Genomic DNA, 22259 nt, shown 5'->3' with positions numbered 1-22259 from the left:
GTCATTTAACCTACTATTCAAGAGTATGCTTAGGCTATTTATAGTGATTATTATAGGTGCTACTAAATTTATTTTCTACTAGGTGTTCAACACGACTTATTTACTCTCTAGTGCTCGCCTCACTGGCGCAAAGCTGCGTCGATGTGCTGCCAGAACCCCATGTTCTTCGATAGCGTGCATGTGCGCGCGGGTTGGGTAACCTTTATGCTTGGCAATACCATATTGTGGATATTGGGAGTCAAGCTCATACATGGTTTGATCACGGCTGACTTTTGCTAAGATACTGGCCGCGGCGATACTGGTATGGCGAGCATCCCCTTTTACCCAAGCTTGGCAATCAATAGCGGACTTTTCTATACCCAATGTCGCAAGCCTTGCATAATCTAGCTCCGGACAGCGATTACCATCGTATAGCACTTGTGCTTGTAAGTAGGTAGACTTTGCTGCCGCTCCATTAATATCGCCTATATCTCCCATAACGGGAGCCAACTGACTGGCTAATAACTCTAATAGCGCTTCTGTACATATCCGCATACCAAGCATAGTCGCTTGTAGAATATTGACCTGATCAATCACTGCCGCTGGAATGTCAGCCACCACATATCCTATCGCGTGCCACTGCACTAGCGGATAAAGTAAATCGCGCTTTTTTTCACTGAGCTTTTTAGAATCAGTCAAAATAGCGAGCGGCGTATTTTTTAGTGGCTGGGCCTCAATCAATCCTGACCATGCGCTTGGTAATATTGCTGCAGCCACGTTGACACTACCTAGCAAGGGTCCACGCCCTGCTTCATCAACGCCGATCTGTAGCGGGTGTTCATCTGTGCTGTTATTTGTATTTATTTCGTGTTGAGACAACAGTTTAGAGAGGTTTAACTGTCCCGCTATATGAATAGGCGATGCTAAATTCATATACTGCCCTTTACTATCAATATGCTCAATACTGCTGTTAATGTAGATAATATAATCTTGTGAAGAGGTCTCAATACTCATAACGCTAGTGCTTCTTTTTTATTAATTGGAGTAACGATGAGAGGTGTTTATAAGCCTGTAGTTAATAGTGCTTAACCTATGACGATGGCTGACTATCCTGAATAAACCATTGCTCAATCACGCTGTTAGCAGGGTTATGATTGCTTTGCTGTTGTAGCGTTTGTTTGGTGCTCGCGAGGGTTTTTAATTGCGCCATGTAAGCACGCGGCTGCAATAGTTGCATGACCGTCCGGCAAATATTCTCGCCATTCGCCTGCTCTTGGATCAATTCAGGGACAATTGCCTTGCCCGCTAAGATATTGGGTAACGCCACATAGGGTACTTTTACCAAGCGTTTAGCAATTTGATAGGTCAGCTGATTTAACTGATAAATCACTACCATTGGGCGCTCAAGCAGCATAGCCTCAAGCGTGGCGGTACCTGATGCGAGCATAACCATATCTGAGGCTGCCATCGCTTGTTGGCTGAAGGCCGGCTGACTGTCATCATAGACCACGACAATAGCAGCACGCAGTTTTTCTGAGCGCTTATCAATCACATCTTGTACGATATATTGGTGGTTTTGATCCACGGTTGGAATGATAAAACATAGCTTAGGGTCAAGTAATATCAGCTTTTGAATACCGTCAAGCATCAAGGGTAAGATAGCCATAATTTCACCGCGCCGTGATCCTGGCATCACACAAATGAGCTGACTAACCTCGTCAAAGCGCTCAATAAAAAACTGCTGCAGTCCATCATTGCACCAGACCAGCTCACTACGCAGCTGATTGGTTGGGGTGTCTATTAACGCTTGATTAATGGTTCGTAGTAGCGAATGACCGACACATATTGCCGGATGGTCATAACGCTCATATACTGCTAGCTCAAATGGAAATAGGCAGAGCACTAGGTTAGTCGCTGCCTTGATGCCGTGGATACGGGACTCGCGCCAGGCCCAAATTGATGGACTGACATACTGCACACAGAACACGCCTTTGGGCTTAAGCTTTTTGGCGACTCGTAGATTAAAATCGGGCGCATCAATACCGACAAACCAATCAATATTGGCAGTCTTGAAGGCGGCTAATAATTCACGGCGGGCTTTAAGCAAATCAGGTAATTGTGATAACACTTCAACTAAACCCATTACGGCTAAGCGTGATAAGGGGAAAATGCTTTGTAAGCCCTGTGCTTGCATTTTTGTGCCACCCACCCCCACCCAAACGATGTCATCACGCAGATTATTCATTTGTTGCATAAAGTCTGCACCCAAACTATCGCCTGACACCTCACCTGCGACGATACCAATGACTAACGGCGCAACCATTGTCTGATGCAGGTCATGAGAGTCATCGGTTGAGTCAGTCGGATCAGTTGGTTTGTGAGATATAGCAGAATTTGTCATGACAAGATCTCAATAATATCAAAGCATAATGGACAGGGTAAAATAGAGCACAAGCAGCTAGTTTTTAAGCGCTGAGCGGATAAGTACAATCGTAAGCCTTACTTTTTATGCTAACGTCGTACTCCTTATGTGGCCATCATACGTGACGGCGGTGCAAATAGCCAAATTACAGCGTTATAGCACGACCAATCATGGCTCAAAAACTGCTAAATGATTGCTTAAAAGGTATCTTAGTAGACAAATGCTTAAGTATAAAATAACAGTCAGAAAACTTCCTCGATGTCCAAATAACAGGCAAACGTGAAGAAAATTTGGTTTACTCATTGCAATCATCAATTAATTAACTGACCGACTACCCTTGTCAACCGACCCTTTTCACCGCATAATGAATATTCCTATAAATTAGCTAGACGATGTATAATCATGACTACACCAGCTACTCATAACGCAGATATTGATGACGTGAATATTGAACAATTCATCCCTTTGATCACTCCCGCTGAGCTAAAAACTGAGCTACCACTAACAGATCCAGCCTATAAAACGGTCTTAAAAGGTCGCCATACTATCCAAGATATCTTAGATGGTAAAGACAAACGTTTGTTTGTGGTGATTGGCCCTTGCTCTATTCATGATATTAAAGCAGCCCATGAATACGCCGACCGCTTAGCAATACTCGCAAAAGAACTTGAAGATACCATCTTTGTGGTCATGCGCGTTTATTTTGAAAAGCCGCGTACCACAGTTGGCTGGAAAGGCATGATCAATGACCCTGATATGGATGACAGTTTTGATATCGAAAAAGGTCTACGCACTGCCCGTAAACTGCTGATTGACTTGAATGAAAAGGGTCTGCCCTGTGCAACAGAAGCATTGGACCCCAATACTCCGCAGTACATGCAAGACTTAATCAGCTGGTCGGCCATTGGCGCCCGTACTACTGAAAGCCAGACCCATCGCGAGATGAGCTCAGGCCTGTCATGTCCAGTTGGTTTTAAAAATGGTACCGATGGTGGCATGACAGTGGCGGTCAACGCCATGCAAGCGGTCAAAGCCGGTCATAGCTTTTTAGGTCTATCTTCAGATGGTAAAGTATGTATCATCAAGTCTAAAGGCAACCCTTATGCGCACGTCGTATTGCGTGGCGGTAATGGCAAACCCAACTATGATGAAACCGCCGTTGAGGAAGTTGAAAATGCTCTAGCTGCAGGCAAAACTAGCAGCAAGATTATGATTGACTCAAGCCATGCCAACTCAGGAAAAGACCCCTACTTACAGCCGATGGTTATTAATAACGTCGCTGAGCAAATCCAAAATGGTAATAAATCTATCATCGGTATGATGATAGAAAGCCATCTAAAAGGTGGGAACCAAAAATTAACTGCTGATTTAAGTGCGCTAGAATATGGCGTGTCTATCACTGATGGTTGCTTAGACTGGGACAGCACAGTGACCGCGCTACATAATTTGCGTGATATGGTAAAAGACGTCTTGCCTCAGCGCTAATTTTAAGATTTATGAAAACCCAAAGCCCATCTGTGCATAGATGGGCTTTTTCTGTGCGCATGAGTTAAGGCGAGTTCATTAGATATTTTTTCTTTCTTAGATTAACACACCAGGTGCCACGCTAAATAATGGCATAGCACACCAGCGTCAGCATCGCATAGGCTGAAATATCAACTTTATTATTTTTCTATACATGTGATTAATGATTCATTTTAGTGGATTCATTTTAGTGATAAAACAATTATGTTCAAAAAATGATGCTAACAATAGGTACACCGATCATTAGAACCCCAAGCGCTTTAAATGCACTTATACCCAGAGATTTAAGTCAAAATCATCACGGCTCAGTGTTGAAATACTCACGATCAGTAATAAACTGCGCCCAAACAATTGGCCCAATGTCGTACATTGCTAATATACCAAAGGCGACCACTGCAAAGGCAGTTAGTGCTGGTGGTAGCAGTAATTGCCAAGGCGTTACTGGCCAAGGATTCTTGGCGGTAACTTTGCTCGGCCACTGAGCCGGTGCTGGTAGCAACCAAAGGCGCCATAAGATAGGTAGGAAGTATAGGGCATTTAGCGCCGTTGAAGTCCATAGTACCCAAACCACCCAGTCCATTTGCGCGGCTATAGCACCGTTTTTTAACCAGTATTTGGTGACAGCACCTGCTGTCAAGGGCGCACCCATCATCCCCAAAGCGGCAATACTAAAAGATATGCTCGTGAGCGGCATGCGCCGGCCAGCTCCATTCATATCACGAATTTTATAAACACCAAGCGTTTCAGCGTAATTACCCGCACTAAAAAATAGCGTTATTTTCATAACACCTTGATGTACTAAATGCACCAGTCCACCAATGGTTCCAACAGGACCGAACAAGGCAGTACCTAGTGCGATGTAGGAGACCTGACTGATAGTAGAATAGGCCAGCCGTTTTTTTAGCTCGCTTTGAAACAGCGCTCGCAGACTGCCCCATATAATGGTTACAGCGGCCCAGATAGCCAGTGGCAGCAATAGCTTTAGTTGCTGCGCGAATTCTATTCCGAATACCTCATAGACCACGCGCACGATACCAAAGGCACCGGCTTTTACTACTGCTACGGCATGCAGCAAAGCACTAACGGGTGCAGGGGCCACCATGGCTTTTGGTAGCCAGCCGTGCAGTGGCACCAAGGCCGCTTTTACGCCCAGTCCAATCATTAGTAGAATAAAAATAATAATCAGCGAGGTATGATGCTCCGCGCCTAAGCCACTCAAAAAACCACCTTCGGTAAATTCTAAATTGCCGGTCAGGGTATAGAGCCATACCGTTCCCAGCAACATCAAACTACCACCGCTGAGGGTATAGATCAGATAAGTTTGCCCCGCTTTGCGCGCCGCCTCGGTACCGCGATGTACCACCAATGGATAGGTCGTTAGGGTCAGTAGCTCATAGAAAATCAAAAATGTTAACAGATTACCAGCCATGGCCACGCCAATTGCGGCGGTAACGCATAGACTGAAAAAGCCAAAGAAGCGACTGCGATGAGGCTCATTTTCTAGATAGCCTATGGCGTAAATTGTTGTAAGCAGCCACAGGCAAGCGGATAAGGTGACAAAAAACAGTGCCAGTGGATCAGCTCGTAACACCAGCTCGATACCTGGTAGTAGCACCCAACGCGCTTCATAGCTATAGCCTTGGGTAACCCCCCATAACATCCAACCGACGAGTACCAGCTTTGAGATAGCACCGGCCAAGTTAAGCACGGTACGAATACGCACGCTTTTTTCAGGTAGCTTAAAAATAATAATTGCTGGTAACAGTGAGCCCAACACTACCAAACATGGCAAAAGAGCGCTTAAGTTCATGACCCACTCCCACTAAAAGGTGCGCCAATCTGCAATAGTGACAAAAAGGGTACTGCCAAAAAGCCCAGCGTAATAGCACCGAGCGCCAATAATAATGCGGCCCACTCCATACGTGCAGGTACCCTTGACGGTTCGTGGGTCACTTCAGCCTCAGTAAAGCAGCGCCCTAATACCTTGAATATATAAAGTGCGGCAAGCAGCCCACCAATGAGCATTACTGCCACCAAATCCCAACGCCCCTGCACCAACGCAGCCTCTAGCATTAACCACTTACCAATAAATCCACCGCTGGGCGGCAAACCCATAATACTAACCCCAGCTAAAGCGAACGCAAAAGCGCTTAGTGGTAGGCGCTGTACCACACGATCAAGATCTTTGATGCGATCATGCCTGCCAAAGTGCAAAAGGTTACCCGCTGCCAAAAACATAGCCGCTTTGGCCAGAGCATGAGAAAGTGCTAGTATTGCAGCCGCATGCCACGCGCCCGCTGCAGCTGCTAGCGGAAACACTAAGAATAAATAGCCTATCTGTGCCACCGTGGAGTAGGCTACCAACAGCTTTAAGCGAGTCTGACGCAAGGCCTGAACAGAACCCCATAAAATAGCCACCGAACCCATTATACCAAGAAGTACTGCCACGATGTCGCCAGAGATAGGCCCGAACAGCGATATCCATAAACGTATCAAAATGTAGAATGAGGCCTTCACCACCAGCGCTGAGAGCACCGCACTTACAGGGGATGGGGCACTGGCGTGAGCAGGTGGCAACCAAAAGTGTAACGGAAATAACGCGGTTTTTAGTGCCAAGCCAACTATCATCAGAACCAAGGCAGCCCATGCTGCTGGCTCTGGTGTTATGCGTTCTGCTAGAATAAAGATATCTACGCTGCCAAAGGTCTGATACAGCAATACAACACCCAACAGATAGGCAATAGACCCAGCCAGCGTTGATAGCAGATAACGCATGGCACCAGCAAGGGCGTTACGGCTGCCAGACAATGCTGTTAAGGCCACCGCTGCCAATCCCATTAATTCTAACGTGACATACAGATTGAATAAATCCGCCGAAAGAAATAAAGCATTCAACGCCGCTAGCAACAATAACCAAATAGGCCAGAACCGATGCGCTTGCTCGGCATTGAAATACGCCGAAGCGTAGATACTACAGCCGGCTCCAACCAAAGCAGTCGCCATCAGCATCACTAAGCTTAAGCCATCGGCGTACAACTCAATACCTAGGGGCGCATCCCAGCCGCCCAACGAATGCTGAAACACACCCTGCTGCCAAATCTGTAAGCCTAGACCAGCCACTGCGATTACCATCACTAAGCTATAGATTAATACCAGTGTCTGCGCTGTACGTGGCCACACAAAAACCATCATCGCTGTGATAAGCGGCAGAATGATTAGCATAATCGCCCATGGAATACCCAACAAAATATCGGTCATTCTGAGTTTACTTCCTTGTTTGGTAGCACTGGCTGACCAGTAATTGCTGTCAGTTTCAGCATAAGTACCAGCGCCATCGCGGTGGCCGCAACTGCCACTACAATACCAGTGATGATCATGGCATGGGGCACCGGATCTGGTATGGCAGTGCCTGTGCGTGTGGCTAATGCTGCTAGCAACAAAAACACCCCACTACCCATTATGTTCAGCGCTAGAATTTTACGCAGCAGATGACGATAGCGTAATAATCCATGTAAACCAATTGCAAAAAGCCCCACACCTACCAGCCCATATATTAACGCCGCGCTCATCACCATTTCTCCTTACTCGGGCGCGTGCCCATAAACAATGCAATAAGCGCGGCTGCAATCGAGAGTGTAGCCGCCGTTTCGATGACTAATATAAGCACTCCGGCCCACTCGATTGGCAACTGTAAAAATCGACCTTCTAGGAGCCCAGTGATAATACCCAGTAGCAAAAACGTCGCCGGTCCTAATACCAGCATCAGACGTAGCGGCCAACCGACCCATGCATTAGGTAGCCGCGCGCCTGACAACAGCATCAGCACCCCTGCAGCTGCCAGCACAGCGCCGGCTTGAAAAGCGCCACCAGGACCATAAGCGCCCACCCACAGTAAATATGCCGCGACCATAATTAATAAGGGCACTAGCAGTCGTGATAGCGTATCCAGAACCAATCCCGGTGCGGTTTCTTGTTGTGGTAGTGGTAAACCTAATGACCACACGCCAAGTAGCGCTAGCAACAATACAAATAACTCCAGTAAAGTGTCATAACCCCGAAAATTTAGTAGTACGGCTGTCACCGGATTAGTGACCCCACTATTACCTAAATCAGCAGCAACCCTGATACTGAGTCCGGCAGCCTCCGGCGGTAACATCCAAACAGCATATCCCAGTCCTGTCGCGACAAGCACCGCAATCAATAGGCTAGCAACCGTAAGGCCACTGCTAAAACGGTTGCCAAGCTCTAGTTTTTCTACATTGGTAACTGATGTGCTGGCACGCAAATTCTTGTAAGCCGTTAGTAATAATGCTCCAGTTAAACCAGCGCCAATAGCCGCTTCAGCCAAAGCCACATCAGGCGCATTTAAGCGGACCCAAGCTAACGCCATCATCAGTCCGAAGGCAATGAACAACACAATAGCCTTAAACAGTTTAGCACTGCTAAGTGCCCCCCAAGCCAAGCCTAGCGCTATCAGTCCAATCACGATGTCAATAGTAGAACCAATCAGCGTCTCCATGGTCGAATACCCCGTTGCAACGCTCCGTGTGCCACTAAATAAGATACGCTTGCGCCAGCAAGCAGCACTAGTAGCCAAATCAGTACTAATTTTGCCACTACAGGCCAAGATTCTGCTTGTACTGCCAACCCTATCACTATAAAGCCCAACCCTAAATTATCGGCCTTAGTAAGGGCATGAAGCCGGGTAAAAACATCTGGGAAACGCAATAGACCTAGCGTGCCCGCTAAAAAGAACACGCCGCCAATGAGCAGCATGAATGCAGAAAAATAGTCACTTACTGTCATTATCATTCTCCAAAAACACCCAAGCACGGCGTACAAAAGCGACCGCTGTGACCGTTGCCAGCAGCGCAAATACCAATGCCACATCGCGCAGTGCTGCGCTGCTTGAAGCCTCAGCAAGTAACAATAAAATGGCCACAGCGGTAGTACCAAATAGTTGCGCTGCCAACATGCGATCAGCGGCGGTAGGTCCGCGCAACACTCGCCACATTCCAGCGCCCAAATTCAGCAGCAGGAACAAGGCTAGTGCTAGGCATAAGTTCTGTATAGTCAAGAATCCTCCCGTCCAGTTTGCTCAGACAAGCTTGGAAATATCTGCCCCAAACGTTGCTCCAAGCGTTGCAACTCGGCTAAATAATTGCTTTGACTATCAAGTATATGTATTTTTAATACATTTCCCTCGATCTCAGAGCTCAGCGTGCCAGGTAGCAAGCTTGTTACATTGATCATAGCCACTTGCGCCAAACCTGAGGACAGTCGCAACGGATATTCAATAAGCTCCGGCGCTAAAGACATGCTCGGTTGAAACGCCAGTTGCGCAACTTCTATACCGCCTTTTAACGACTGCCAAACAAAGAAAGGCATAAATGCTACCAATCGCCACCACACAACCTTCACTGGTGGCGACAAAGCAATGCTGACCGCCACTGCACAGACAACTGCAGGCGCACCAATCACCCATGAACCGGCCTCACCGCCGGAGAGCACCCACCAAATAATTGAAAATAGCAAAAGCCGCAATACAACCGCTGAACTGTCAATTTCTTGACTTTTTATTCTCATGCGCTCTATTCCCAATTTAGGATGATTCATTCAAAGATATCGCTACTAAAAAATATCACTACTGTATTCACTGCGGTCGTGTCACGTGACCTACTATACAGCGCGTATAGTCGATTCAATTTGAAAAGAATACAGTGTTGCTGGAACGAATTTTTTGCAGCCTCTGTCTCGCAGCACGCCAGAAAAACTTATACCCATATCACCTTGCTATATACGACTCTTATTTGTTATGAACCATTTATAGTATAGGAGATTCAAAATAATGCCAAACCTAAAATATATAGTATAATTTAAACATGACTATACAAATATACACCCTAAAAAGTTATGGCTTTGGCAGACTCTCGAAGACCAAGAGCAATCCCAGAGCTCGTCAATGTTTACTCATTCTATATCAATAAGGCATGGGCAAAGCCACTAACGACATTGCCAAATAACACTATAACGCTCGTCATACTGTTAACGGTATTTACCAGATATTAAGGCGTGTCGGCATGATGGTAGAAAGCCATCTAGAAGGCAGTAATCAAAAACTGACCGCTGATTTAGAGGCATTAGAATACGACATATCTATCATTGATGATTGCCTAGACCGGAATAGTACAGTGACCGCGCTACATAGTTTACGCGATATGGTAAAAGACGTCTTGCCTAATCGCTAACAGCTATTGGTAATATTGCTAGTGTTAGTATTCTAGAACATTTTATATCAAAAATATTTTATAAAAAAAGCCCATCTATGGATTCATAGATGGGCTTTTTTGTGGCTTATGACTAACATCATATCAACAAAAATAAAGCGAGCTACTATAGTTAAAATACCTTAAAAACGCGACGGTACTGCTGGTATAAGCTTTTTGCAGCCTCTGTCTGCGTAGGCACAGCGAGCAAGAAAAACGTATGCCAGCAGTAGGTTATGTATCGATATTACTTTTCATTAACTATATATCTCATAACGACTTAATAAAGGGCGCTTAACTCTATTAGTCACAAACTCTCGGAGTTACGCGCTTACCTTTACTGGACCACTTCTGTTGATAGTTTTATAAGAAACTGACTAGACGCCTGCTGCGCCTAGCACTGTGTCCATACTTTCCAGTACGTTCTTAGAAGAGACGTGCTTCTGTAGTTCTATCAAATGATCATGCGCCATTTGGCGGCGTGGCTCAACCAAGGTATACCAGCGGGCCAGCACTTGTAATAAACGCGAGGCCACAACTGGATTCTCTTCATCCAATTTTTTGATCACGCTAGTATAAATATCCAAACCTTCTGGCGTCCAGAGTACGGTCGGCTGAGAGGTAAAGGCACTAATCACTGAACGTACGCGGTTGGGCGTATTCCAATCAAAATCAGCATGCGCGAGCAGTGCTTCAATGGTATCCGTACTGACCTGGTCTGCGGAGGCTTGCACACTGAACCATAAATCGATAACCAGATCATCTGCCTGAAAGCGGTTATAAAAATCGGCTAAATAACTATCAGCACCAACAACTTGATGATTGACCATTGATTTTAAGGCACCAAAACGTTCAGTCATACAGCTGGCATCGTCATACTGCTGCTGCGCCCATTTAGTAGCGTCACTGACTTTTGCAGTCAATGCCATATCCAGCACTACATTGCGCAGTGCGCGCTTGCCACGAGCCTCAGAGCTGTCTTCATAAGACTGTAACGGCAGCTGCTCGTATAATCCAGTCCAATGATCTTTCAGCGAAACAGCAACTTGTTGATATAAATCTTGGCGCTGCTGCTTAATGGCTACCGGATCATAATCCTTATGAATGGCCGATGCCAATTCTTGGGGCGATGGCATATCAAGCAAGCGTGCAGCGAGCATGGCATCGTCAACCGCCAAGGTTGGCAGAGTCTCAGCCAAGGCTTTTAGATAGACTTCAGGGCTGCTTTTAGAGCCATGGCCTTGTAACAGAATACGATTGACCAGCATTTGCGTTACTTGCCAGCGGTTAAAACCATTGGTCTCATGAGTCAATAAAAAGGCTAAATCTTCATCTTGATAGTCATAATTGAGCTGTACTGGCGCACTAAAATCACGTAGCAATGAGACTATCGGCTCGCTGGTAATGTTGTCAAAGCTAAAGGTTTGCGCGGCTTGATCGAGTAGTAACAAGCGCTCAGTAATAATTTGGCCCGTGTCTTTATCAAATAAGGCCGTTGCTACTGGAATTGGTAACGGCTTTGGCACATCAAAACCTGCAACGTGGCGGGTCTGTTGACTCAGCTTAATTGTCAACGTCTGACTCTCACTATCATACTGCTGATGACCAGACAGCACTGGCGTTCCTGGCTGACGATACCAGTCGATGAAATTTTCAACCTTGATATCAGTGACACTCAGCGCTGATAAAAAGTCCTCAACCGTTACTGCTTGCCCATCATAACGACGGAAGTACTCGTCTGTACCTTGACGGAACTTCTCTAGCCCTAAGGTATTGGCCAGCATACGTACGATTTCTGCGCCTTTTTCATAAACGGTGGTGGTATAAAAATTATTAATTTCCACAAAGCTTTCGGGGCGTACTGGATGGGCTAGCGGTCCTGCATCTTCTGCAAATTGATGCGCACGTAGGGTCGCGACATCATCGATGCGCTGTACGGCACTGGACTGCTGATCTGCTGAAAATGACTGGTCACGAAAGACGGTAAAGCCTTCTTTTAAACACAGTTGAAACCAGTCGCGGCAAGTAATACGGTTACCAGTCCAGTTATGGAAGTACTCATGAGCAATGACCGCCTTGACATTAAAGCTGCGCGCGTCAGTGGTGGTTTCAGGACTTGATAACACACAAGCGGTGTTAAAAATATTGAGCCCTTTATTTTCCATCGCCCCCATATTAAATTGACTGACTGCCACAATCATATAGCGATCTAAATCATATGCGCGGCCATAGTTGACTTCGTCCCACACCATTGAATCTTTGAGAGCTTGCATGCCAACATGACACTTATCGATATCACTCGACTTAGCGTACAGCTCAAGAGTTACCTCACGACCTTCGCTGGTGGTGTGGTGATCAGTGAGTACATCTAAGTCGGCAACCACGCACGCAAACAAATAGCTGGGCTTATTCGTGGGATCATGCCAAATCGCATAATGACGGTCTGGTGCGTTTGCCACCTCACCTTGTTCAACCAAGTTACCATTACTTAGTAGAGTCGGATAGCGCTTATCTGCCTCAAGACGGGTGGTAAATATCGCCAATACATCAGGACGGTCTGGATAAAAGGTAATTTTGCGAAAGCCTTCAGGCTCACATTGACTGACAAACATGGTGTCGCTACCACTACCTGCCATATACAACCCTTCAAGCGCAGTATTGGTTTGTGGGCAAATCCGCACTTGCAGTTGCAAGGTTAAAGTAGCGGGAGCATCGGTAATCGTCAGCTTGCCTGCTGCTTGGTTATAACGCTCAGGGGCAAGTGTCGCTCCATCTAGCATAATCGCCAGCAGCTCCAGATCTTCACCATACAGCACCAAATCACCTGCCGTCTGCCGTACCATTTTTAGTGTACTGTCTACCTGCGTATGATCATCGAACAGTCTAATATCTAAATCAACCGTCTCCACATCAAAGCTTGGCTGCTTATAATCGTGTAGATTAATTTTGTTGTTAATGTCACTAGGCGCATGTAATGGCACATCAGGCATTTCAGGATTGATAATTTGGGCGTCGTTTTCAGCGATAGACATGGTTATTCCTATTATTGTGTACTTTATTGGGTAATAGTAAAGGGTAATACTATAATTTGCCCATTATAAAATCGCTACGGCAGCAACCTTGCTAACCCTAAAAATAGTTAGGATCTACTCGGTTCTCTGGTATCGATATTATTTTGGGTTAACTATTTGGACTGACTGTCTGGATCGGTTATCCAATATTAAAATTATATGGACTGGGCTCAGCACTTGATAAGTGTGATTATAATTGCTGCTATAGTTATTATTAGAGTTACATTGCCGTAAATGGTTAAATTTCAAGAGCACGCAGCAATAAAATCTAATTTATCAGCTACAGCCACTATAAAACGATTGGTTTACAATTAATACGGTAGCTATTTTTAGCGCTATGTTTTAGCGATATGTCTTGGCAATATAGTGATAAACAGTACGGACAAAATAACTGTAAACGATGACAATAATATTAGAGCGTGTTATTAATTGGATTATAGCGCTTAAAATGATTTAATGGGGCTATTGGTTACCCACCCTGAATGAATGGCTTGTTCTTATGATGAACCACAATACTCACTGCCAAAATATCACACTACCGTTATTGATTGCTTACATCGAAGCACTGCTACCCGTGCTACAGGCAAATTCTGCAACCCAAACAGTCACTGATGGCAATAAAAATGATAACGCTGATGATCAAGCTACGGAACTGTTATGGGTGGCACAGGATAACACTGCAATGTTAGTACTGGACCCACAGCTGAACCATAAGCTAGCTGAAGTTAATGGGGTCAATGATGGCAATGGTGGCAATAATAGGCAGCCTAGCAACTCACACTTATCGACCCTGTCAGTACTGGTTCAGCAACCCATACTTGAACGGTATGAGCTGGCCTGTTTTTGGCTACCCACGCTATCAGCAGAATTGCTACAGCAGTATATTCCACTACTCATGCGTTACCGTGATCTCTATGCCACGCACCTACTTGTCGCACTAGACAGTACCATAGATTTACGGGCTTATGGTTTTACTCCGTTTGATATTTTGAGCGAGCAGACGGCGCTTTTAGATACTATTGAGCCTCTGACATCATTAGAGACAACACCATCAGCAACGCTTTGGCAATTTAACTTATATGATTACAAACAGCTGCCAAATTGGCTCAATGCCGACTATTGGGCTAACCCTGAAAACTGGGACAAACGTCGCTGGTAGTACATAGTAGTTATATAAGTTAATTAGCTATTTATCGACATTACTAGAAATCATAATACTTAATTTTAGTATGTTTGCCTGAAAATAATATGAATGACTGAATAAATATGATCATGGATCAGTAAGATCTGATATTACTTACAGTAATGATACTTACATAACGTAACATTGATTATAGTATGAGTAGCAATTGCCTAGATTTTATTATGAGCAATTTAAAAATAACAAGTTTAATTAAAAATTTAGGAGCTAATCATGTCAGTTGATTGTACTTTATCTAACACCGGAGCAAAAAATCGTTTTGCTAAAATCGCTGCGCTTGCGCTGCTATCAAGTGCTGTAGCACTAACCACCGGTTGTGCTACTAAGCGTGCGACCTCTGAAGTGGTCGTTGCCCCCCTTGGTATCCCAGGTGGTCAAATGGGGTATACTGGCGCTGTCGTTGTGGATAACTCAAACGCCATTATTGGTGCCGCTGATAATCTACAAGCGGTGGTTTACTTCGCTTTTGATAGCAGCGAGATTACCTCACAATCAGCAGGCATTCTAAATCAGCACGCCAGTTTATTGAGCTCAAATCCAAATGCTAGCGTCCTTATCGCCGGTAACACTGACGAGCGCGGTAGCCGTGAATATAATATGGCATTGGGCGAGCGCCGCGCACAATCTGCTAGTAACTATCTTGCTGCTCAAGGTGTATCTACTAGCAATATTCGGGTGATTAGCTATGGTGAAGAGCGTCCTGCTGCTGCGGATACCAGTGAAGATGCCTATGCACAAAATCGCCGTGCTGAGCTGTCTTACTAATTATTTTATAACGGTTTATGCTTATTATAAAAGCCCAGCAATATCCATATTGTTGGGCTTTTTTATAATCTGTTCATAAGCTCTATAGTTTACTGCACCCTTCAACGCTCGCCTTAGACTGCTATTGGGTAGGCAATACTCCTGACTACAAACGCTGCTTTGATCCCTTATGCCAATTACAACGCTACGCCACCACTGCTATACCCAACTTGATCCCGAGTCATGGTGCGCAACCGCGCAAATTAATCCATCAATCTCATTATTATTGAAGCCGAGCTCGTCAAGCGCTTTGGTATTGTCTAAGACCCCTATTCCTTGTATTAATTCCCGTGCTTCTGATTTGCAAACGTTTGATTTTCGAACTTTTAATTTGCGAACTTTTGATTTCTATACTTTTGATTTCTATACTTTATATTGGCAAGTTTATCATCCAAACAGCGCGCTATCCACTCGCGAAATTGCCTATAACGCACGGCAGCAACAGCGTAATGGTGTGCGCTTACTGCTACAAAACCTACTAAGCAAAATCGGCATTATCGATACCTTAGACCAATCCGAATTCCCGTATCGGCTGATGAATAGTAGGTATTATGTGTGCTTTAGCCATTCAGGAGATAAGCACTTAAATAAAGTGGCGGTCGTTGTCAGTACCCGCTGCGCAGTGGGTATCGATATCGAAGTACAGGAGGTGGCTTGGCGCGTTGCACAGCGTTTTTATCATGCCAACGAGCTGGCTATTTTAGCTGAATTAGCGAGTAGTAAGCGAGACCGCGTTTGTAGATTGTTATGGCAACTAAAAGAGAGTTTTATTAAGATATATCAATATAAATTAGCACAGGGCTTAGGTATAGATTACGCCGCTCTTATTCCTGCGCTAAGCAGTATCACGGCTCAAGATGAACGTTCATCAGTCATCATTAACGACAATAAAACTAATTACCAAATTGCGGTTTTGCCTTACCAACAAACGGTTGTTATTTTTTAAAAGCCGTTTGTTAGCCTAGTATTTTTATTGTTAACCAATACTTTATTTTGCACATAAAAAAACGACCCTCTCGGGCCGTTCTTTTTTAGCTTACTGCTTACTCTATAGTATCAATGGCTTACTATAAATTAGAAACGGTAAGTTGCGCCTAGTTTAACGATTGGTAACCATTCTAACCAGTTTTCATTTTCTAGCTCTTCTTTGATTTTTCCTATAGCAGCATCTCCGTTAAAACCACTAGCAGTTACAGTAGCTGTAGTTTTGCCCATATAGGCGGCACCAATTTCGCCAAACAAACCAAAGTTATTGGTAATATTTGGACGGAAACCAACAGTTAAGTATGGGGCTAACTTATTACGGTGCTCTAAGTCTGCTGTTACACTACCAACGTTGATTTCATCAGCATTTTTGAGATCAATACTAACATCACTTCTTGGATCGTTTACAAAGTACTTATTACCATCTACGCGATAATAAGAACCGACACCTGCACCTTCAGCATTAGCCTTAGCAGTAATCTCATTATCAGGAACAATAATACCAGCACCTACTGTGAACCAGTTACCAGCAGGACGTAATTGTACGCCTAAGTACGGGTTACTAAAGTCAGTATCAAAATCATAGTTTACATCTTTAACATCGAAGTCACCACCAAATAACTCAGCAGCATCACCACCTGCCCAACCGGCTTGTAATTCAGTGTTTTCATTAAGTGACCAAGCAATATTAGCACCATAACCTAGAGAACCAATTTCAGCACTAACAGACGCAGGATTGACTACTTTACTGAAGGCAGTCTTAGTGCCGCCAACTACTGCGCCAGTAGTGTTACGGATAACACCAGCATCGTTGTTATACTGATAAGCAGGAGCAGTGGTATAAGCGACTGGTTCAGCTTGATAAACGACTGCATTATTGTTGTTATCAACAATAATGATAGGATCAGCAGCTAGAGCAGCAGTTGATGCCAATACAGCGGCAGATAATGCAGTTAGTTTGATAAGTTTCATGCGTACTCTCCTAAAGTATAAAATAACTAGCCCGTAAAAATGGTCATCTAGCCTTTATTTTAGATGCTCATCTTGTTGGGCTGATTAAAACAATTTTGGCTCAATAAGTAACCACTATAAATGTACTTTTTGTATACTATTATGTAAAGATTGCATAGATATTGTAATAATTACCCTCTAAATCCTAGAAAACCTAGCTTTTTGTTACAGGATACTCTTACAGTAACTAAATGATGTGTAACAAAAATAATATGTACGCTACTAAATATAGATTACTGCGATCAAAATTAGTAGCAACATCACAGCCCTGCAAATCATGTGGCTATCATGTCGTAGTTGTTGAGGTAATTCAGTAGAGATTTCTATAACTTATTACTAGGGTCTGTTGAACATTGGGAATAAAATGATGGCAAAAAAAATAGCAAACGGTTAATCTTTAAGTTCTCACACAAAAAAGATACCGTTCGCTATGCCTCGTACAATGCTCAAAGATGAACACTGGACAAGACTAAGACCTATATTACTAGAACTTAACATCTATGACAAAGGAAATCTTAGACAAACGGTTGAAGGCGTGCTGTACCGGATGCGTGTTGGTTGTCCTTGGCGTGATTTGCCCGCTTACTTTGGTAAGCCTAATACGGTCTACAAAGCCTATCAGCGTTGGTTTCGCAGCAATAAGTTAATTCAACTGTTTGCTTTATTAATCAAAGATTCAGACCTTGAATGGGTGTTTATAGATGGGACTCATATCAAAGCGCATCAACACAGTAGTGGTGGTAATGAAGCGGATCAGGCCATCAGTAAAAGTGTGGCAGGTCGTGCTACCAAGATTCACTTAGCAGTCGATGCTCATGGTAACCCGATTAGCTTTATATTATCAGATGGCACCACTCACGATGTTAAAGTCGCGCCAGATTTAGTTGATAAGATAGATTTAAGCGATACAGACATTCTATGTGCCGATAAAGGCTATGATTCTGAAACGCTACGAGCACATATTAAGCAGGCCGGTTGCTTCGATAATATTCCTAGAAAGAAGAATACAAAATCTGATAACCATCATATGGACTGGGACTTGTATAAGATACGCCATTTAGTTGAGAATGCGTTTGCACACTTAAAACGGTTCAGAGCAGTAGCCACCAGATACGATAAACTTAAGCAAAGTTATGAGAATACGGTGGCGCTAGCTTGCGCTTATATCTGGCTGAAATTATGAATGTTCAACAGACCCTACTGTTTGTTGTAGTTTGTGAGTTGATGTAGCCTTAGTTACTCGTAAGAGTGAGTTGTGCTGAGTCTAATGACGTTATTGTTGTACTCGGCCAATGTAGAACTGCTACAGAGCCCTAATATATATCGATGTTGGCTATCCTGAACCTGCTGTTGCAGCAAGCAGTATGCTAAACTTATTATTAAAATTTGTTTCCAATAATAACTGTCAAATACTTATTATTTTCCAGCACTCACTCTTAATAGTAATTGGTTCATTACTGGTTACTTGACACTGTTTGCCGCTGCCTTTTTTATTATTATTGAGCTGTGTATATGCCTAAAGTATCGTCAATTACCCGTGTATTAGAGATCATCGAAGCGGTGTCCTATGCGGCCAAACCTATCTCACCGCTTGAACTGTCGCAAACGCTTGATATTCCAAAACCAACCATCCATCGATTGATTCAAAACCTAGTCGATGAAGGGTTTGTGGCGGTTGACCTAGGGGGCGGTATAATACCTGGCAAGCGGGTGCGCAATCTGAGCGTTGAGCTTTGGCAGCAGCGTCAGTTCTTTAATGAACGACAGATGATTTTGAAAAAGTTGGTAGATGAAATTGAAGAAACCTGCGGTATTGGTATTCCTTATAATATGGATATGATCTATACCAACCGCGCACAAACCACCTTACCCTTACAGATCTATCTACCAGTGGGCGCAAAGTCGCCGATGTGGTGTACCGCAACGGGCAAGCTATATCTAAGCCAACTCCCAACCTCAAGCCGCAATAAGATACTACAAAGCTTGCCGCTAAGTAAGTTCACTAAAAATACGATCATCGATATTGATGCCTTAAATATCGAACTTGATCATATTGCCAAGACTGGCATCGGTATCGATAATGAAGAGTTTATCTCTGAAATGGTAGCAGTGGCAGTACCGATATTAGATAAGAAATCACGCTATCTAGCCTCGCTGTACTTGCATGCGCCGACCATACGGGTGTCTTTAGATGATCTACTGACTCATGTGCCACGCTTACGTACAGCAGCACAAGATATTCAAACATTGATCTATGAGTTGCAAGACTGATATGAAAGCACGTATTAAATATAGTTAAAATACCTTAAAAACGCGACGGTACTGCTGGTATAAGCTTTTTGTAGCCTCTGTCTGCGTAGGCACAGCAAGCAAGAAAAACTTATGCCAGCAGTAAGTTACTGTATCGACATTACTTTTTATTGACTATAGAATGCTTAAAGTTCGTGGCTGTTTGAGATCACTATAAGTATATTATCGAATAAATTCTATTACTTATAGTGCAAATTAAAACTGGTACCAATTGCAACCTAGATCAATCAAAAACAGCATAATTACTATTTAGCTCACTACCATCTAACCCATTATTAGCTAGACAATACTGAACTGTCGTGAAATGCCATGATGCTAGAAAAATCTTTATCACCATACTCAAGAGTGTGCGCTTCGTATAGCTCAGCCGCTTTGGCACCCATTGGGGTATCCACTTTAGTTTTTTCGGCGGTTTGCATCGCCAGGTTAAGATCTTTTCGCATCAATTTAGTCATAAAGCCGCCTTGGTAACGATTGCTCGAAGGCACACTATCCATCACTTGCGGATAAGGGTTATAAACCTCTAAAGTCCAGTTACGTCCCGAGCTTTGGAGCATAATGTCTGACAACACTTTAGGATCTAGGCCGTTTTTGACTCCTAAATTGATCGCCTCTGCGGTCCCTGCCATCAAAATACCCAGCAACATATTGTTGCAGATCTTGGCCACTTGTCCGGCACCATGCTCGCCTGCATGAAATATATTTTTGCCCATCGTGGCTAGTATTGGTTCAGCTCTAGCAAAAGCCTCAGCACTACCACCAACGATAAAAGTTAAACTACCAGCAATAGCGCCACCTGTGCCACCTGACACTGGAGCATCTAAGAACTCAATGCCTAACTCAATTGCAGCATCCGCTACGGCACGAGCATCGGCTGCCGCAATGGTACTACAATCAATAACTAATGTGCCTTTAGGCAAGTCTGATAATAGACCGTTATCACCCAGATAAACGGAGTGCACATGCTCGCCAGCGGGCAGCATACTGATGACGACTTGAGCATCAGCAGCTGCTGCCTTGGGACTATCAGCGACTGTTGCTCCTGATTGCTGTAAATGCGCAATCGCTGGTGCTGATAGATCATAGACACATAGCGAATAACCTGCCTTGAGCAAGTTCTCTGCCATCGGTGTCCCCATGTTGCCTAGCCCAATAAAAGCAATCTTAGGCTTAGCGGCTTTGTTATTTTGAGCATTGTTATTTTGAGTATTGTTGTTTTGGTTTTGTTTTGTGGTTTCTGTTGCGCTCATTTCATCACTCCTTGATGATTATGTGGTCAGTACGATTGATAAGTACTAAATAGTAAAAATTACTGGATAATTAAGTTGCTAGATTAAAAAGTCTCTAAGTAATAATCGGTAATATATTATTTTATTAAATTCATGACGCTATGATTGACATCTAACGTACATACTTATGTTTACTTTACGAACTGGACAGCGAGTGACTCAGCACCTAGCCAGTCCGAGAGTGGGTGTTCTCCTTCCGCATAAGGGTTAGTAAAATGCTGCTCAATATAATCCCGTCCCTCTACGCTCAAACAGCCTGCTAATGAACGCGACCACTGCGGATTTCTATCTTTATCAATCAGCAGGGCACGAACGCCTTCTTTAAAGTCAGGGTTCGCAGCGCAATGTACGGCAACGTTGGTCTCTAAATATAGAACCTGCTCTATTGAGAGCTCAGCCACTTTATGAAATAACGCATAAGTTAATGCCACAGTTACCGGACAGCCATGACGATAAGTAGACATTGCTCGCTGCGCCCAGCTGTCTTGAGCAAAATTGGCATCAAGCTGCATAAGTGCCGCTTCATCACGCATGAGCGCATCAATATCTGCCAAACCGCCACTGGTCATCAACTTCTGAATGGCTTGCCAATGGTGCGCTAACTTACTAGCAGGAAGATCCGCTCTTGGTTGTGATGCCAGCGCGTGGTTGGTAATGCTATGAGCAGTGGCAGATTGATTGACATCAACAGCCGCCTGCCAATCGCTTCGAATTAAGCGTTGTATGATGGCGTCGTAGTCGCTACTTTCTACCGCATATTCAGCGAGATTGGCCAGGAGCGCATCATTACCATTACACTGGGCGCCAGTCAGTCCTAAAAACAGACCTATTTTGGCCGGCATACGTTGTAAAAACCAACTGCCGGAGGCATCAGGAAACAGTCCAATAGTCACTTCAGGCATCGCAAAACGCGTGCGCTCAGTCACCAGACGATGGCTACAACCCGCCATCAATCCCATGCCGCCGCCCATAATAATGCCATCACCCCATAATATTAATGGCTTGGTGTAGAAGTGCATCTGACGATACAAACGATACTCATGACTAAAGAACTCAGTCGCATAAGGGTTCGGTAATGGCGCGGTTTCGGACATGCTGTCATAGAGCTTACGGATGTCACCGCCAGCACAAAACGCCTTATCGCCTGCCCCTTTTAATAGTATCGCTACCACTTGCTCATCGTCTTGCCACTGATCAAGCTGATGTGATAACAGCTGACACATCTCAACACTCAACGCGTTTAGAGACTTGGGGGTGTTTAAGGTCATGATTCCGATGAGATGACCACAATCCGTTGTTTCTGTCTTAAAGAGTACAGGCGCTTCTAATGCTGGCTCTAGCGTGGGCTGATTGGTATTATCCGCTGCTGTCATAAAGGTGACCTATAAATAATAAAAA

The 22259-nt window shown here is 44.2% G+C and carries 20 protein-coding genes; 7 read left to right on the top strand and 13 right to left on the bottom strand.

Annotation, left to right across the window (positions count from 1 at the left end; genetic code table 11):
* Positions 1 to 96: 96 nt before the first annotated feature.
* Both RCH20_RS11280 and lpxB read right to left on the bottom strand, forming a co-directional pair.
* On the bottom strand, positions 97 to 993 hold the full coding sequence (locus RCH20_RS11280) for a ribonuclease HII (protein ID WP_209957098.1): 897 nt from the start codon (positions 991 to 993) through the stop codon (positions 97 to 99).
* A gap of 76 nt (positions 994 to 1069) precedes the next feature.
* Positions 1070 to 2302 (bottom strand): lipid-A-disaccharide synthase, encoded by a 1233-nt coding sequence (lpxB, locus tag RCH20_RS11275; protein WP_327193653.1) that lies wholly within the window; start codon positions 2300 to 2302, stop codon positions 1070 to 1072.
* Positions 2303 to 2803: 501 nt separating this feature from the next.
* Here lpxB and RCH20_RS11270 point away from each other — a divergent pair.
* Positions 2804 to 3886, top strand: coding sequence for a 3-deoxy-7-phosphoheptulonate synthase (locus tag RCH20_RS11270; RefSeq protein WP_209957096.1), 1083 nt, complete (start codon positions 2804 to 2806; stop codon positions 3884 to 3886).
* Positions 3887 to 4223: 337 nt separating this feature from the next.
* Here RCH20_RS11270 and RCH20_RS11265 read toward each other — a convergent pair whose 3' ends face one another.
* Genes RCH20_RS11265 through RCH20_RS11235 form a run of 7 tightly spaced genes read right to left on the bottom strand, consistent with a single transcriptional unit; the run spans position 4224 to position 9460 of the window.
* The gene (locus tag RCH20_RS11265) at positions 4224 to 5735 is read right to left on the bottom strand and encodes a complex I subunit 5 family protein (RefSeq protein ID WP_327193647.1); all 1512 of its coding nucleotides are present in this window, start codon (positions 5733 to 5735) and stop codon (positions 4224 to 4226) included.
* Positions 5732 to 7183 carry a complex I subunit 5 family protein gene (locus RCH20_RS11260; RefSeq protein WP_327193646.1) on the bottom strand — a complete coding sequence of 484 codons (1452 nt, stop codon included), beginning with the start codon at positions 7181 to 7183 and terminating at the stop codon, positions 5732 to 5734. The genes RCH20_RS11265 and RCH20_RS11260 overlap by 4 nt, the downstream gene beginning before the upstream one ends.
* Complete coding sequence (locus tag RCH20_RS11255) at positions 7180 to 7494, bottom strand: NADH-quinone oxidoreductase subunit K (protein WP_209957089.1); 315 nt, start codon at positions 7492 to 7494, stop codon at positions 7180 to 7182. The genes RCH20_RS11260 and RCH20_RS11255 overlap by 4 nt, the downstream gene beginning before the upstream one ends.
* On the bottom strand, positions 7494 to 8444 hold the full coding sequence (locus RCH20_RS11250) for a hydrogenase subunit MbhD domain-containing protein (protein WP_327193645.1): 951 nt from the start codon (positions 8442 to 8444) through the stop codon (positions 7494 to 7496). Before RCH20_RS11250 ends, RCH20_RS11255 begins: the two co-directional genes overlap by 1 nt.
* Positions 8432 to 8731, bottom strand: a complete 300-nt coding sequence (mnhG, locus tag RCH20_RS11245) for a monovalent cation/H(+) antiporter subunit G (RefSeq protein WP_327193644.1) — start codon at positions 8729 to 8731, stop codon at positions 8432 to 8434. Before mnhG ends, RCH20_RS11250 begins: the two co-directional genes overlap by 13 nt.
* Positions 8718 to 9002, bottom strand: coding sequence for a monovalent cation/H+ antiporter complex subunit F (locus RCH20_RS11240; RefSeq protein ID WP_327193643.1), 285 nt, complete (start codon positions 9000 to 9002; stop codon positions 8718 to 8720). The genes mnhG and RCH20_RS11240 overlap by 14 nt, the downstream gene beginning before the upstream one ends.
* Complete coding sequence (locus RCH20_RS11235; protein ID WP_327193642.1) at positions 8999 to 9460, bottom strand: Na+/H+ antiporter subunit E; 462 nt, start codon at positions 9458 to 9460, stop codon at positions 8999 to 9001. The genes RCH20_RS11240 and RCH20_RS11235 overlap by 4 nt, the downstream gene beginning before the upstream one ends.
* A 545-nt stretch (positions 9461 to 10005) precedes the next feature.
* Between RCH20_RS11235 and RCH20_RS11230 the strand changes: the two genes are divergently transcribed.
* Entirely contained in the window at positions 10006 to 10173 is a 168-nt protein-coding gene (locus RCH20_RS11230; RefSeq protein WP_327193641.1) for a hypothetical protein, read from the top strand.
* Positions 10174 to 10568: 395 nt separating this feature from the next.
* Here RCH20_RS11230 and pepN read toward each other — a convergent pair whose 3' ends face one another.
* Positions 10569 to 13223, bottom strand: coding sequence for an aminopeptidase N (pepN, locus tag RCH20_RS11225; RefSeq protein ID WP_327193640.1), 2655 nt, complete (start codon positions 13221 to 13223; stop codon positions 10569 to 10571).
* A 538-nt stretch (positions 13224 to 13761) separates the two neighbouring features.
* On the opposite strand from pepN, the gene RCH20_RS11220 reads away from it, so the two are divergent.
* From RCH20_RS11220 to RCH20_RS11210, 3 genes are all read left to right on the top strand, one after another.
* Positions 13762 to 14421, top strand: a complete 660-nt coding sequence (locus RCH20_RS11220) for a DUF6231 family protein (protein WP_209957079.1) — start codon at positions 13762 to 13764, stop codon at positions 14419 to 14421.
* A gap of 255 nt (positions 14422 to 14676) precedes the next feature.
* Positions 14677 to 15228, top strand: coding sequence for a peptidoglycan-associated lipoprotein Pal (pal, locus tag RCH20_RS11215; protein WP_327193639.1), 552 nt, complete (start codon positions 14677 to 14679; stop codon positions 15226 to 15228).
* 169 nt (positions 15229 to 15397) lie between these two features.
* On the top strand, positions 15398 to 16213 hold the full coding sequence (locus RCH20_RS11210; RefSeq protein ID WP_327193638.1) for a 4'-phosphopantetheinyl transferase family protein: 816 nt from the start codon (positions 15398 to 15400) through the stop codon (positions 16211 to 16213).
* Between the two features lie 128 nt (positions 16214 to 16341).
* Here the strand turns inward: RCH20_RS11210 and RCH20_RS11205 are convergent, their stop codons facing one another.
* A complete protein-coding gene (locus tag RCH20_RS11205; RefSeq protein ID WP_327193637.1) occupies positions 16342 to 17223 on the bottom strand; it encodes a hypothetical protein in 882 nt (293 codons plus the stop codon).
* A gap of 469 nt (positions 17224 to 17692) precedes the next feature.
* Between RCH20_RS11205 and RCH20_RS11200 the strand changes: the two genes are divergently transcribed.
* Both RCH20_RS11200 and RCH20_RS11195 read left to right on the top strand, forming a co-directional pair.
* Positions 17693 to 18445, top strand: coding sequence for an IS5 family transposase (locus RCH20_RS11200; protein WP_327193635.1), 753 nt, complete (start codon positions 17693 to 17695; stop codon positions 18443 to 18445).
* A gap of 329 nt (positions 18446 to 18774) precedes the next feature.
* Positions 18775 to 19533 carry an IclR family transcriptional regulator gene (locus tag RCH20_RS11195; RefSeq protein WP_327193634.1) on the top strand — a complete coding sequence of 253 codons (759 nt, stop codon included), beginning with the start codon at positions 18775 to 18777 and terminating at the stop codon, positions 19531 to 19533.
* Positions 19534 to 19847: 314 nt separating this feature from the next.
* On the opposite strand, the gene mmsB is transcribed toward RCH20_RS11195, so the two are convergent.
* Both mmsB and RCH20_RS11185 read right to left on the bottom strand, forming a co-directional pair.
* Entirely contained in the window at positions 19848 to 20822 is a 975-nt protein-coding gene (gene mmsB, locus RCH20_RS11190; protein ID WP_327193633.1) for a 3-hydroxyisobutyrate dehydrogenase, read from the bottom strand.
* A 170-nt stretch (positions 20823 to 20992) separates the two neighbouring features.
* Entirely contained in the window at positions 20993 to 22234 is a 1242-nt protein-coding gene (locus tag RCH20_RS11185) for an enoyl-CoA hydratase/isomerase family protein (protein WP_327193632.1), read from the bottom strand.
* Between the last annotated feature and the right edge of the window lie 25 nt (positions 22235 to 22259).

Origin of the sequence: Psychrobacter sp. PL15 (genome assembly GCF_035984995.1) — a bacterium.
Taxonomy (GTDB): Bacteria; Pseudomonadota; Gammaproteobacteria; order Pseudomonadales; family Moraxellaceae; genus Psychrobacter.
This window is presented reverse-complemented; position numbering and strand designations above follow the sequence as displayed.